Annotated in this window: 8 protein-coding genes; 4 read left to right on the forward strand and 4 right to left on the reverse strand. The window is 75.8% G+C overall.

Translation table 11 applies throughout. The features are described 5' to 3' along the window. Positions 1 to 103: 103 nt before the first annotated feature. From ACI78U_RS08425 to ACI78U_RS08440, 4 genes are read right to left on the reverse strand one after another with little or no spacing between them, the layout of a single operon-like run. Positions 104 to 1,570, reverse strand: a complete 1,467-nt coding sequence (locus ACI78U_RS08425) for an ATP-binding protein (protein ID WP_456874846.1) — start codon at positions 1,568 to 1,570, stop codon at positions 104 to 106. After that, entirely contained in the window at positions 1,567 to 3,261 is a 1,695-nt protein-coding gene (locus ACI78U_RS08430; protein ID WP_456874847.1) for an FAD-dependent oxidoreductase, read from the reverse strand. The genes ACI78U_RS08425 and ACI78U_RS08430 overlap by 4 nt, the downstream gene beginning before the upstream one ends. Next, complete coding sequence (gene nhaA / locus ACI78U_RS08435) at positions 3,258 to 6,032, reverse strand: Na+/H+ antiporter NhaA (RefSeq protein WP_456874848.1); 2,775 nt, start codon at positions 6,030 to 6,032, stop codon at positions 3,258 to 3,260. Before nhaA ends, ACI78U_RS08430 begins: the two co-directional genes overlap by 4 nt. Then, positions 6,029 to 7,600, reverse strand: coding sequence for an MFS transporter (locus ACI78U_RS08440; protein WP_456874849.1), 1,572 nt, complete (start codon positions 7,598 to 7,600; stop codon positions 6,029 to 6,031). Before ACI78U_RS08440 ends, nhaA begins: the two co-directional genes overlap by 4 nt. Before the next feature lie 153 nt (positions 7,601 to 7,753). On the opposite strand from ACI78U_RS08440, the gene ACI78U_RS08445 reads away from it, so the two are divergent. From ACI78U_RS08445 to ACI78U_RS08460, 4 genes are all read left to right on the forward strand, one after another. Beyond that, positions 7,754 to 9,004 (forward strand): spore photoproduct lyase family protein, encoded by a 1,251-nt coding sequence (locus ACI78U_RS08445; protein ID WP_456874850.1) that lies wholly within the window; start codon positions 7,754 to 7,756, stop codon positions 9,002 to 9,004. Positions 9,005 to 9,100: 96 nt separating this feature from the next. Beyond that, positions 9,101 to 9,847: a peroxide stress protein YaaA gene (gene yaaA, locus ACI78U_RS08450; RefSeq protein WP_456874851.1), complete on the forward strand. Its 747-nt coding sequence runs from the start codon at positions 9,101 to 9,103 to the stop codon at positions 9,845 to 9,847. A gap of 157 nt (positions 9,848 to 10,004) precedes the next feature. Next, complete coding sequence (locus ACI78U_RS08455; RefSeq protein ID WP_456874852.1) at positions 10,005 to 12,617, forward strand: SpoIIE family protein phosphatase; 2,613 nt, start codon at positions 10,005 to 10,007, stop codon at positions 12,615 to 12,617. Between the two features lie 110 nt (positions 12,618 to 12,727). Continuing rightward, complete coding sequence (locus ACI78U_RS08460; RefSeq protein WP_456874853.1) at positions 12,728 to 13,177, forward strand: iron chaperone; 450 nt, start codon at positions 12,728 to 12,730, stop codon at positions 13,175 to 13,177. Positions 13,178 to 13,191 lie beyond the last annotated feature (14 nt).

Raw genomic sequence — 13,191 nt, forward strand, 5'->3', positions numbered from 1 at the left:
GGCGGAAGTGTGGACCGCGCGGGCCGCCCGTCCAATGCCCGCGGTGATGCTGATGCCACATGGAGGCGCGCCGGCGCGGGCTGATCACGGCCCGTGGCCGGGCTCAGCGGTCCGCGGCGGTCTCCGACAGCGGCAGCCGGACGACGAACCGGGTGTCCCCCGGGCTGGACCGGACCTTGAGCACCCCGCCGTGCCGGTTGGCGACGATGCGCCAGGCGACGTCGAGCCCCAGCCCGGTGCCCTGGCCCACCGGCTTGGTGGTGAAGAAGGGCTCGAACACCCGCCGGCGCACCTCCTCCGGGATCCCCGGGCCGGTGTCGACGACCTCGACGACGGCGGAGTCGCCCTCCAGCGAGGTGCGCAGGGTCAGCGTCCCGGTGTCCCCCATGGCGTCGAGGGCGTTGTCGATGAGGTTGGTCCACACCTGGTTGAGCTCGGCGGCGTAGGCCGGCACCAGGGGCAGCGCCGGGTCGTACTCCTTGACCACGCGGATCCCCGGGGGGATCTTCGCGCTGAGCACCACCAGCGTGGCGTCGAGCCCCTCACGCAGGTCGGTCATCTGGTGCGGGGTGCGGTCCATCTGCGAGTACTGCTTGGCCGCGGCGACCAGGTGCGAGATGCGGCTGGTGCTCTCCAGGACCTCGCCGATGAGCAGCTCGGTCTCCACGGTGTAGGACAGCCACCGCAGCGCCGGCTCGAGGAAGCCGTCGTCGACGGCCTCGGCCACCTGCTCCAGGCAGTCGAGGTCCAGACCGGCCGGCACGAACACCGCGGCCAGCTCCCAGGGCCGGGCCAGGCCGTGGTCGTCGAGCCAGTCGGTCAGTTCGTCCTCGCGGTCCGAGCGCTCCAGCGCCGACAGCTCGCCGGTGGTGCCGATGCGCGCGACGAAGCGCTCCTGCAGGTCGGTGAGCCGGCGCAGCTGGTCGCCGGAGATCGTCCCCTCCGACAGCAGCGCGAGCTTGTGCCGCATCCCGGCCACCCGCTCGCGCAGGGCCGCGGTGGCCCGGGACGCCGCCGCGGCGGGGTTGTTGAGCTCGTGGGTCAGCCCGGCGGAGAGCTTGCCCAGGGCCAGCAGCCGCTCGCGCTGCCCCACCAGCTCCTCGGAGTTGCGGATCCCGAGGAACAGGCCCTGCAGCAGGTGCACGGCCATCGGGTACCAGCGGCGGAACACCGCGGCGAACTCGGCGGCGGGGAGGGCGAGGAAGGTGCAGTCGGTGACCGCGCGGACCGTCGCGGGGTAGACCTGGTCGATCTGGTCGCCGAGGTAGAACTGCACCGCGCCGCTGTAGACGCCGGGGGAGTCGCTGCGGACGGTCTCCACCTCGTCGCGGCCCACCTGGCGCACCATGCTCAGCGTCCCGGACAGCAGCACGAAGAAGCACTCGGCGGGCTCGCCCTCGACGGAGACGTCGCTGCCCGCCGGGTGGCTGACGACGTCGGCGGTGCGCAGGACCCAGTCGAGCTGGTCGTCGTCGAGGTCGGTGAACAGGAACAGCCCGCGCAGCCGCTCGCGGGTCAGCGTCGCGTCCGGGGCCGGCGTCCCGGAGGCCGCCGGGGTGGTGGTCGTCATCGCTCCTCCAGGTACCGGTGCACCAGGGTGACCGCCATGGCGCCCTCGCCCACCGCGGACGCCACCCGCTTCACCGACTGGGCGCGGACGTCGCCGGCCACGAACACCCCGGGCACGCTGGACTCGAGGAAGTACGGGTCGCGGTGCAGCCGCCAGCCCTGCGGGCGGGCGCCGTCGAGCAGCAGGTCGGGGCCGGTGCTCACGAAGCCCCGGCCGTCCCGGGCGAGCACGCCGTCGAGCCACTCGGTCCGCGGCGCCGCGCCGATGAAGACGAACAGGTGCTCGGCCGGGACGGCCTCCACCCGGCCCGTGGCGTCGCGCAGGTCGAGCTCCTCCACGTGCTCCCCGCCGCGGACGGCGGCCACCGTGGTGCCGGTCCGCACCACGACGTTGGGGATGGCGGCCAGCTGCTGGATCAGGTAGTGCGACATCGAGGCCTCCAGCGACGGCCCGCGGACCAGCAGCGTCACGCAGCTGGCGTGCTTGGAGAAGAAGACCGCCGACTGCCCGGCGGAGTTGGCCCCGCCGACGATGTAGACGTGCTTGCCGGCGCAGGCGGCCGCCTCGGTCAGCGCCGAGCCGTAGTACACCCCGCGCCCGGTGAACTGCTCCGCGCCGTCGCTGTCCAGTTGCCGGTAGGCGACCCCGGTCGCCAGCACGACCGCGTGGCCGGCGACGCTGCCGCCGTCGGCGAAGTGCACCACCCGCGCCGATCCCTGGACCTCCAGCCGGGTGACCTTGCGGGTGGTGAGCACCTCGGCGCCGAACTTGGCCGCCTGCCGCCGCGCCCGGTCGGCCAGCTGCCCGCCGGAGACGCCGTCGGGGAAGCCGAGGTAGTTCTCGATCCGGCTGCTCTGCCCGGCCTGCCCGCCGGTGGCCTGCCGTTCCACGAGCACCGTGCGCAGCCCCTCGGACGCGCCGTAGACCGCCGCGCCCAGCCCGGCCGGACCGCCCCCGATGACGACCAGGTCGTAGAAGTCGGTGCTCGGCTCGACGGTCAGCCCCACGGCGGCGGCCAGCTCGGCCTGGGAGGGCGCGAGCAGCGGGTCCCCGTCCGGTGGCACCACGACCGGCAGGTCGTCGGGCCCGGCCCCCGCGGCCTCCAGGAGCCGGCGACCCTCGGGCTCCTCGACGCTGTACCACTGGTAGGGCACGGCGTTGCGGGCGAGGAAGTCCCGCGCGGCGAAGGACGGCGCCGACCAGCGGTGCCCCACGATCCGCACGTCGAGCACGGGCGCGTCCGGACTGGCCCGCCACGTCTCGAGCATCGCCCGGACGACCGGGTAGAGCTTCTCGTCCGGCGGGTCCCACGGCTTGAGCAGGTACTGGTCGACGTCGACGAGGTTGATCGCCTGGATGGCGGCGTCGGTGTCGGCGTAGGCCGTCAGCAGGGCCCGCCGGGCCGACGGGAAGAGGTCCATCGCCTGCTCGAGGAACTCGATGCCGTTCATCTGCGGCATCCGGTAGTCGGCCAGCAGCACCGCCACCGGGTCCCCGCGCAGCTTCAGCTCGCGCAGCGCGGTGAGCGCCTCCTCCCCGGAGGAGGCGCGCACGACGCGGCACTCGCCGCCGAACTCGCGGCGCAGGTCCCGGGCGACGGCGCGGGAGACCCCGGGGTCGTCGTCCACGGTCAGCAGGACCGGCCGGGCCTGCCCGGGCGTGCGGTCGGCGGTGCCGGCTGGTTCGGTCATGTGCCCTCCTGGGCCAGAGGTCGCGGTCGGCCCGCCATGCCGTCGGCAGAGCCGTCGGGAGAGCCGTCGGGAGAGCCGTCGGGAGAGCCGTCGGGGATGCCGGCCTGCTCGGCGAGCTCGGTGAGCTCGGCCTCGGTGGGACGGCGCAGGACGCGTTCGGACCGCCAGACGACCACCGGCAGGTCCTCCTCGGTCACGCCGAGCCCGTCGAGCAGGCCGGTCACGTCCTCGCCCTCCTCGATGTCCATGACCACCGCGGACATGCCGCGCTCGGCCGCGGAGCGCTGCAGCCGGGTGGCGTGGTCGGAGCCGGCGTGGGCGACGATGCGCAGCTCGGCGGCCAGCTCCAGGAGCCGGGACCGGCGGATGAGGAACGCGCGCAGGACCAGCTCCTTGAGCGCGTGGTCGGAGCCGAGGGCCTCCTTGATCCGCGCGTCGGGGATGGTGAGGACCTCCGCGGGCCGGATGACCACGGCGGTGAGGAACACCGGGCGGTCGCTGAACAGGTCCAGCTCGCCGAGGAAGCGCCGCGGTCCCTGGACCGACACCAGCCGCTGGTCGCTGCGGCCGTGGTGCTCGACCACCGCCACGGCCCCGGACAGCACGACCTGGAAGTCGTAGCCCGGGTCGCCCTCGCGGAAGAGGGTCTCGCCCGGCTCGTAGTGGCGGCGGACGCCGTGGCGCTCCAGCACCGCGAGCTGGTCGTGGTCGAGCCGGGGGAAGGCGCCGTCGGTGTCCGGGGTCTCGGGGAGGTCGGGCGGCAGGACGACGGCCACCTCCGCGGCGGCCGGGGGCGTCCCGATGCGCCGGGGCCCGAGCGCGGGGACGACGCGGGCGGCCCCGTCGTCGGCCGGCGGCGGGGGCACCGCGTCCTCCCCCGCCGCGGCGAGCAGCTCCGCGGCGAGGCTGTCGGCGTCGTAGGGCCCGGTGTGCCGCCGCCCGCCGACGAAGAAGGTCGGCGTGCCCTCGACCCCGCTGGCCTCGGCCGACTCGACGTCCCGCTCCACCCGCCGGCCGTGCCGGCCCGAGCCGAGGTCCCGGGAGAAGCGTGCGACGTCGAGCCCGAGGGCCGCGGCGTGCTCCAGCAGGTCGCCGGGGGTGAGCCGGTCCTGGTGGGCGAAGAGCCGGTCGTGCATCTCCCAGAACCGGCCCTGGGCGCCGGCGGCCTCGGCCGCCTCGGCGGCCAGCCGGGCGTGCGGGTGGACGTCGGACAGCGGCACGTGCCGGAAGACGTAGCGCAGCCGGTCGCCGAACCGCTCGCGCAGCTCGTCGACCGCGCCGGTCGCCCGGCCGCAGAACGGGCACTCGAAGTCGCCGTACTCGACGAGGGTGAGCGGCGCGTCGACCGGCCCCCGCACGTGGTCGCGGGCCGGGTCGACCGGCGGGTCGAGCAGCACCGGCCGGGCGTCGCCGGGCGGGCGGCGGCGGTCGGCGAGCCGGAACAGCGCCCAGCCGAGCAGCGCCGCCAGCACCGACGCGGCCAGCACGCCGACCCGCGCCTGGTCGGCGGTCCGCTCGTCGCCCTCGCCGAACGCCAGGTCGACGATGAACAGCGAGAGGGTGAAGCCGATGCCCGAGAGCGCGGCGCCGCCGGCCAGCTGCATCGTGGTGAGCCCCGGGGCGAGCTGACCGAGGTTCAGCCGGACCGCCAGGCCGGTGCCGAGGAGGATGCCCACGAGCTTGCCGAGGACCAGACCCGCCACCACGCCGATGGTGACGGGCGAGGTCGCGGCGTCGCGCAGCGTCTCGCCGGTGAGCGGGACACCGGCGTTGGCCAGGGCGAACACCGGCACGATGACGAAGCTCGTCCACGGCTGCCACAGCGCCTGCAGCCGCTCGCTGGCCGACACCGACCGGTCGATCGACAGCCGCGCCGCCCGGGCGAACTGGGGGTTGGGCGACTGCTGGTAGGCCCGCATCAGCCGGGCGGCGTCGGCGACCTCGTCGCGCCGGGCCGCGTAGGCGGGGGTGAACAGCGCGATGACGACCCCGGCCAGGGTCGGGTGCACCCCCGACTCGTACATCGCCACCCAGACGCCCACGCCCAGCACCAGGTAGGCCGGGCCCCGCCACACGTTGAGGTAGCGCAACCCCACCATCAGCGCCAGCCCCAGCACGGAGACTGCCAGCGGCAGCAGCCGCAGGTCCTCGGTGTAGAACAGCGCGATCACGGTGAGCGCCCCGACGTCGTCGGCGATGGCCAGGGTGAGCAGGAACAGCCGCAGCTGGGCCGGGCATGCCGGGCCCACGAGCGCCAGCACGCCGAGCAGGAAGGCGGTGTCGGTGGAGATCACCACCCCCCACGCCGAGGCCGCCTCGTCGCCGAGGTTGAACGCGACGTAGACCAGCGCCGGGACCGCCAGGCCGGTGACGGCGGCCAGGGCCGGCACGGCGGCCCGCCGCCGGTCGGTGAGCTCGCCGATGACCAGCTCGCGCTTGATCTCCAGGCCGACGACGAAGAAGAAGAACACCATCAGCCCGTCGTTGACCCAGTGCTGCAGGTCCAGGGCGAGTTCCATGCCGCCCAGCCGGAACGCGAGCTCGGTGTGCCAGAAGGCCTCGTAGCTGTCGCCCATCGGCGAGTTGGCCCACAGCAGCGCGACGACGGTGGCCGCCAGCAGGAGCCCCGCGCTGCCGGCCTCGGTGCGCAGCGACCGGCGCAGCGGCGCGACGCGGGCCAGCAGGCCACCACCGCCCCCGGGGCTGGACTGACCGTCCGGCCCGCCCGCGCCGGGCGACGGCCGCACGGCCGGGACGCTGCCGTCGCTCACCCGGCACCGCCCCGGGGGGTGCGGGCCGGCTCCCGCGGGTGCAACCGGGGGCCGTCGACGTCGCAGTGCATGCAGTCCTCCACGTGCAGCCGGGTGCGCTCGGCGCCCGCCCCGGGAGCGCCCGCGCGGGCCAGCGGACGGCGGATGGCGAGGGCGGCGACCAGCGCGGCGGCGAGCAGCAGCGCGGCGCAGATGAGCATGGCCGTCCGGAAGCCGGCCCCGAAGGCGGCCGGGTCGGTGTAGTCGTCCCCGCCGATCCCCGCCGCGACCGGGACGACCGCGACCGCCAGCAGGCCCGCCGCGCGCGCGACGGCGTTGTTGACCCCCGAGGCGACCCCGGCGAAGCGGTCCTCCGCGGAGTCGAGCACGGTCGCGGTGAGCGGCGCGACGAGCAGCGTCAGCCCTGCGCCGAACAGCAGGGCGCCCGGGAGCACGTCCAGGGCGTAGGACGCCTCGGGCCCGACCTCCCGCAGGAGCAGCAACCCGGCCGCGGCGAGCAGCGGGCCGGCCGTCATGAGCAGCCGCGGCCCGATCCGCTGCGCGAGGGCCCCGACCCGGGCCGAGAACAGCAGCATCAGCACCGTCACCGGCAGCAGCGCGGTGCCGGCCAGCAGGGGGGTGTAGCCCGACACGACCTGCAGCTGCAGGACCAGGAGCACGAACACCACCCCGAGCGGGGCGTACACCAGCAGGGTGACCCCGTTGGCCGCGCTGAACTGCGCGTTGCGGAACAGCGCGGGGGGCACGAGCGGGTGGGTCGAGCGCCGCTGCACGACGGTGAAGCCGACCAGCCCGACCACGCCGACGGTGCCCCAGACGGCCACCTCGGTGGCGCGGCCGGCCGTGCCCGCGGCGGTCAGCGCGTAGGTCAGCCCCCCGAGGCCCAGGACGACCAGCGCGGTCCCCGCCCAGTCCAGCCGGGGCGCGGCGTCCGGGTCGCGGGTCTCGGGCACGTGCCGGGCGGCGACCACCACGATGAGGACGGCGACCGGCAGGTTGACGAGGAAGACGGCGCGCCAGCTCCACTCCACCAGCCAGCCGCCGAGGAACGGCCCCACCGCCCCGGCGACCCCACCCAGGCCCGACCAGGCGCCGACCGCGGCGGCGCGGTCCTCGCCGGCGAAGGACGCCGAGATGATCGCCAGGCTCCCCGGTGTGAGCAGCGCGCCCCCGACCCCCTGCAGCGCCCGGGCCAGCACCAGCGTCCCGATGTTGGGCGCCAGCCCGCACAGCAGCGACGCCGCGGCGAACCAGACGACCCCCAGGACGAAGATCCGCCGCCGGCCGAAGCGGTCGCTGAGCGAGCCGCCGAGCAGGATCAGCGACGCGAGCGTGAGCGTGTAGGCGTTCACCGTCCACTGCAGGCCGCTGAAGCCGGCGTCCAGGTCGGCGCCGATCCGCTCCAGTGCCACGTTGACGACCGTGGCGTCGAGCATCGCCAGGCTGGAGCCGAGCACCGTCGTCAGCAGCACCCAGCGCGCCCGGGGGGTGCCCATGCGCAGGCCGCCCGCCTCCGGCAGTGAGGGACGAACCGCGGCGCCCGGGGCCGGCCGGTCGTCAGCCGTCATCGGGAACCGGTCGGGTGTGACACCGGTGAGCTCGTCGCGGCACTCGAGCCTCCTTGGCGTTGCCCTCCGGAGCCTGACCACGCGGGTCGGGGCTGTCCAATAGCGGGACCGATAGCGGTGAGGCATCGTCCCGCGCGGACGGGGTGCAGGTCCATGCCGCGGGTCGCCCTGTTCACCGCGGGCGGAACGGCGGCGCGGCGGGCCCGTCCCGGCGGTGGCCCACCTCACGGGCTGACCTGCGCGGATGCGCTCCCCCGGGGCATCGGCGCGGGGTGCGCGGTGTTGTACTCGGCGATGACCGCGCTGCTCGCACCGCCCGCCCCGTCCGACGTCCCCGCCCCGTCCCGGCTGTGGACTCCCCAGCGGGTCCTGGTCACCCGCTCGGCCGCCGAGCGGCCGCACGGGCAGCGCGTGCTCGCCCGCCTCGAGGCCGCCGGCGTCGACGCGATCGAGCTGCTGCGCGGCGACCGGCTGCCCTCGCTGCGGGGGGACGACGACCGCGCCGCCTTCACGGCTGCCAAGGACACGATGGCGCTCGTCGTGCCGCCGCCGTCCAAGCGCAAGCTGCAGCCCATCCCGCCGTCGGCGGACTTCCGGCTCGACCTGGCCGAGGGCTGCCCGGCGCACTGCCAGTACTGCTACCTCGCCGGCTCGCTGTCGGGCCCGCCGATCACCCGCGTGTGGGCCGACCTCGACGAGGTGCTCGCCGACCTCGACGGCTACGTCGGCCGCGGCGCGGTCACCTCCGGCACGCTCGAGCGCGGCGGCGAGGGGACGACGTTCGAGGCCTCCTGCTACACCGACCCGCTGGCGATCGAGCACCTGACCGGCGGCCTGGCGCGGATGGTCGAGCACTTCGGCACCCACGCCTGGCCCGGCCCGGTGCAGCTGCGCGCCACCACCAAGTTCGACGACGTCGCCGGGCTGCTGGCCCTCCCCCACGGCGGGCGCACCCGGCTGCGGTTCTCGGTCAACGCCGCGTCGGTCGACCGCCGCTTCGAGGGCGCGACGGCCAAGGTGCCCGGGCGGCTGCGCGCGCTGTCGGCGGTGGCCGCGGCGGGCTACCCGGTCGGCGTCACGATCGCGCCGATCATGCCGGTGGAGGGCTGGCGCGAGCAGTACGCCGAGCTGCTCGACGACGTCGCCGCGGCCGTCCCGGCCGGCCACGACCTCACCGTCGAGTGCATCACCCACCGGTTCACGCCGGGCAGCAAGGAGACGCTGCTCGACTGGTACCCGCGGACCAGGCTGGAGATGGACGAGTCGCGCCGCACCACCAAGCGCGGCAGGTTCGGCTCGGTCAAGCACGTCTACCGCAAGGAGACGATGACCGAGCTGCGCACCTGGTTCGAGCGCGAGGTGGCCGAGCGACTCCCCGGCGCCCGCCTCCTCTACTGGACCTGACGGGCGAGGCAGAGGAAGCGTTACGCACGTTTCCGAGCGGCAGACGTGCGTATGGCTTCCTATGCCTCGCCCGACCGCCACGTAGCCTGGCTCGTCGTGCTCGTGCTGCTGCCGCCGTCGGAGACCAAGGCCCCGGACGGCGACGGCGCCCCGCTCGACCTCGGCGCGCTCTCCGTCCCCGAGCTGACCCCGGTGCGCGAGCGGCTGGTCTCCGCGCTCGTGACGCTCGCCGCCGACCCGGCCGCCGCCCGCGCCGCGCTGGGCCTGTCCCCCGGCCAGGACGCCGAGCTCGCCCGCAACGCGGCGCTGTGCACCAGCCCGACCACGCCGGCGGTCCGGCGCTACACCGGCGTCCTCTACGACGCGCTCGGGGCGCGCACGATGACCCGGGCGCAGCGGGCCCGGGCCGACCGGCGGCTGGCCGTGGGATCGGCGCTGTTCGGCCTGGTCCGCGCGGGTGACCCGATCCCCGCCTACCGGCTCTCGGCGGGCGCGGCGCTGCCCGGGCTGCCCACCCTGCGCGCACTGTGGCGCCCCCTCCTCGGCCCGGTCCTCGCCGCCACCGGCGAGCTCGTCGTCGACCTGCGCAGCGGCGCCTACCGGGCGCTGGCCCCCGTGGCCGGCGCGGTGACCGTCGACGTCCTCAGCGAGCGCGCCGACGGCAGCCGCACGGTGGTCAGCCACGCCAACAAGGCCCACAAGGGGCGGATCGCCCGGCTGCTGGCCACCACGACCGCCGAGCCCGACGGGGTGGTCCGGCTGCGGGCGCTGCTGCGGCGAGCGGGGTTGCACGTGGAACACGACGGCGGGACGGCCCTCACCCTGGTGCTGCCCGCGACCTGAGAGCGGCGGGTTCTCACCCTCCGTGAGATGCGACGCACCTCTCGTCAGGTCTGTCGACCGCACGTGGGGGTCGCTTACGATGTACACCCCGCCCAGGTCCAGGAACGGCCCCTGCGGTGACGACCCGAGTCGGCCACGAGCCGGGCAGAGAGGTTCGGTGGACGACACGTCCCGCCCCCACGCGGTGGGGCCGGTCGCGAGCACGCGTGCCGCAGCCAAGGAGCTGCAGGCCGACCGACCCCGCGTGCACGCGGCGCGCCGCCTCCGCCTCCGCGACGCCAGTGCCGCCCTCGACCGTCTCGCCGAGCTGGCCGCCCGGCTGCTCGGCGTCCCGATCGCGCAGATCTCCCTGCTCGACGACGTCGAGGTCGTCGTCGCCGGCGCCGGCCTGCCGCCGGGCACGGTGGGCCGGGAGGCCCCGCTCGACGCGACGGCCTGCGCCGTCCCCGCGGCCGAGGGCACCCCCCTCGCCGTCCCCGACGTGCGCGCCGAGCCGCGGGCCGCCGACCTGCCGCAGGTCCGCGCGGGCGTCGTCGGCGCCTACCTGGGCGCGCCGCTGATCGACTCCGACGGGTTCGCCGTGGGCGTCCTCTGCGTCGCCGCGCCCACGCCGCGGAGCTGGTCGGACGCCGACGTCGCCGTCCTGCGCGAGCTCGCCGCGGCCGCCGTCGCCGAGCTGGAGCTCGTCGCGCTGCGCACCGCGTACGAGAGCGACCGGCTGCGCTGGGGCCTGGCCATCGACGCGGCCGGCATCGGCACCTTCGACTGGGACCTGCGCACCGGCGAGCTGACCTGGGACGCCCGGCTGATCGGGATGTTCGGCTACGACGCCGACACCTTCGGCGGCACGATCGAGGCCTTCAACGACCGCGTGCACCCCGACGACCTGCCGCGGGTGACCGACGCGCTGCAGGCCAGCATCGAGACCAGCGGTGAGTACCAGGCCGAGTACCGGGTCGTCTGGCCGGACGGGGAGACCCGCTGGGTGCAGGCCCGTGGCCGCACGCTCGCCGACACGACCGGCGCGGCCACCCGCGTCCTGGGCGCCGCCTACGACACCACCGCCGAGCGGGCCGCCGGCATGCGCGTCACCCGGGTGCTGGAGTCGATGCCGGCCGGCTTCTACTCGCTCGACCGGGAGTGGCGGTTCACCCACGTCAACGCGGAGGCCGAGCGGCTGCTGGGCCGCAGCCGCGAGGAGCTCCTCGGGCAGGAGCTGTGGACGGCGTTCCCCGCGGCGCTCAACAGCGTCTTCGAGGAGAGCTACCGCGCCGCCGTCCGCACCGGGACGCCGGTGCACTTCGACGCCTACTACCCCGCCCCGCTGGACGGCTGGTACGAGCTGCGCGCCTGGCCCAGTCCCGAGGGGTTGTCGGTCTACTTCCTCGAGGTCACCGAGCGCCGCCGGGTGCAGGACCGCGCCGAGCGCGGCGCCCAGCGGCTGGCGCTGCTGGCCCAGGTCAGCGCCGAGCTGGCCGGCGCGCTCGACGCGCAGACCGCGACGGCGCACCTCCCCCGGCTGGTGGTGCCCGCGCTGGCCGACTGGTGCATCGTCACCGTCGTCGACCCCGACGGCCGCCCCCGCGACGTCGGGCACTGGCACGCCGACGCCTCGGCCCGGCCGCTGCTGGAGCGCTACGTCGCCCTCCGGCTCGACGCCATGCCGGCCACGGCGCCGCTCATGCGGGCGCTGCTCACCGGCGAGCCGGTGATGGAGCGCGGCGAGGCGGTGGCCGCGCTGCTCGCCGACGGCGAGGCCCGCAACCTGCTCGGCGCGCTGATGCCGGAGTCCGCGATCTCCCTCCCGCTGCGCGGCCGCGACCGGACCCTCGGCGTCATGACGCTGTACTTCCGCCGCGGCTGGACGCCGCGGGAGGAGGACCTGGCCACCGCCCAGGACGTCGCCGACCGGGCCGGCCTGGCGCTGGACAACGCCCGCCTCTACGGGCAGCAGCGGGCGCTGGCCGAGGGCCTGCAGCGCAGCCTGCTCACCGAGCCGCCCGAGCCCGACCACGCCGAGATCGCCGTGCGGTACCTGCCGGCGGCCGAGGCCGCCCGGGTCGGCGGCGACTGGTACGACGCGTTCCTGCAGCCCGGCGGGGCGACGATGCTGGTCATCGGCGACGTCGTCGGCCACGACACCGAGGCCGCCGCGGCCATGGGGCAGCTGCGGGGGCTGCTGCGCGGGATCGCCACCTACAGCGACGCCGGCCCCGGCGAGGTGCTGCGCGGGCTGGACGCCTCGATGGCCGTGCTGCAGACCCGGGTCCTCGCGACGGCGACCGTCGCCCGCTTCGAGCAGACCGACGACGAGCGCCGCCGCGGGGTCACCCGCATGCGCTGGGCCAACGCCGGCCACCTGCCGCCGCTGGTCACCAACCCCGACGGCAGCGTGGCCGAGCTCGCCACCTGGCGCGGCGACCTGCTGCTGGGCGTCGACCCGGACGCCCGCCGTGAGGAGTCGGTGGTGACGCTCGACCGCGGCGCGACCGTGCTGCTGTTCACCGACGGCCTCATCGAGCGGCGCGACGCCGACCTCGACGCCGGCATGGCCCGGCTGCGGGAGGCGCTGCGCGAGCTCGCCGACCGGCCGCTGCAGGACCTGCTCGACGAGGTGCTCGAGCGGCTGGTGGACGGCCGGCCGGAGGACGACGTCGCCCTCGTCGCGGTCCGGCTGCACCGGCAGGACCGCCCGCGGCCCGCCGTCGCCGGGCCCAACCGGGTGCCCGACGTCGTCCCCGAGGACCCCGCGAGCCCGACCCTGCGCTGACCGACCGCCCGATCCGGTCAGGAATCGAGAAGCCCGCGCACCGCGCCCCTGCCTAGCGTCCTCCCCGAGGCCGGCACCGCGCCGGGCCCCGGAGCGAGAGGGAGGCAGCGATGCCCACGAAGGACGTCGAGCAGGAGGCCACCGGCTTCACCGCCGAGGAGCGCGCCGCGATGAGGGAGCGCGCCGCCGAGCTGCGGGCCGAGGGGAGGAAGGGCGCCAAGCGGGCGGACGGGCTGCAGGCCGCCCTGGACGCGATCGCGGCCATGGCACCCGAGGACCGTGCGCTCGCCGAGCGGGTGCACGTCGCGGTCACGACGACCGCCCCGCAGCTGGCGCCCAAGACCTGGTACGGCATGCCGGCCTACGCGGACGCCGACGGCAAGGTCGTCGTCTTCTTCCAGGACGCGGGCAAGTTCAAGGCCCGGTACGCCACCCTCGGTTTCAACGACACCGCGACGCTCGACGACGGCGACCTGTGGCCGACGTCGTTCGCGCTGCGGGCCTGGAGCCCGGAGGTGGAGGAGCGGGTCGTCGCCCTGGTCCGGGCCGCCACCTCCTGACCGGGACCGGGCCT

This window comes from Geodermatophilus sp. SYSU D00710, assembly GCF_054050195.1.

Excerpts from the sequence above, each read along its gene's own strand:
- ACI78U_RS08425 (WP_456874846.1), bottom strand. The coding sequence starts at position 1,570 with ATGACGACCACCACCCCGGCGGCCTCCGGGACGCCGGCCCCGGACGCG.
- ACI78U_RS08430 (WP_456874847.1), bottom strand. The coding sequence starts at position 3,261 with ATGACCGAACCAGCCGGCACCGCCGACCGCACGCCCGGGCAGGCCCGG.
- ACI78U_RS08440 (WP_456874849.1), bottom strand. The coding sequence starts at position 7,600 with ATGACGGCTGACGACCGGCCGGCCCCGGGCGCCGCGGTTCGTCCCTCA.
- ACI78U_RS08445 (WP_456874850.1), top strand. The coding sequence starts at position 7,754 with ATGCCGCGGGTCGCCCTGTTCACCGCGGGCGGAACGGCGGCGCGGCGG.
- ACI78U_RS08460 (WP_456874853.1), top strand. The coding sequence starts at position 12,728 with ATGCCCACGAAGGACGTCGAGCAGGAGGCCACCGGCTTCACCGCCGAG.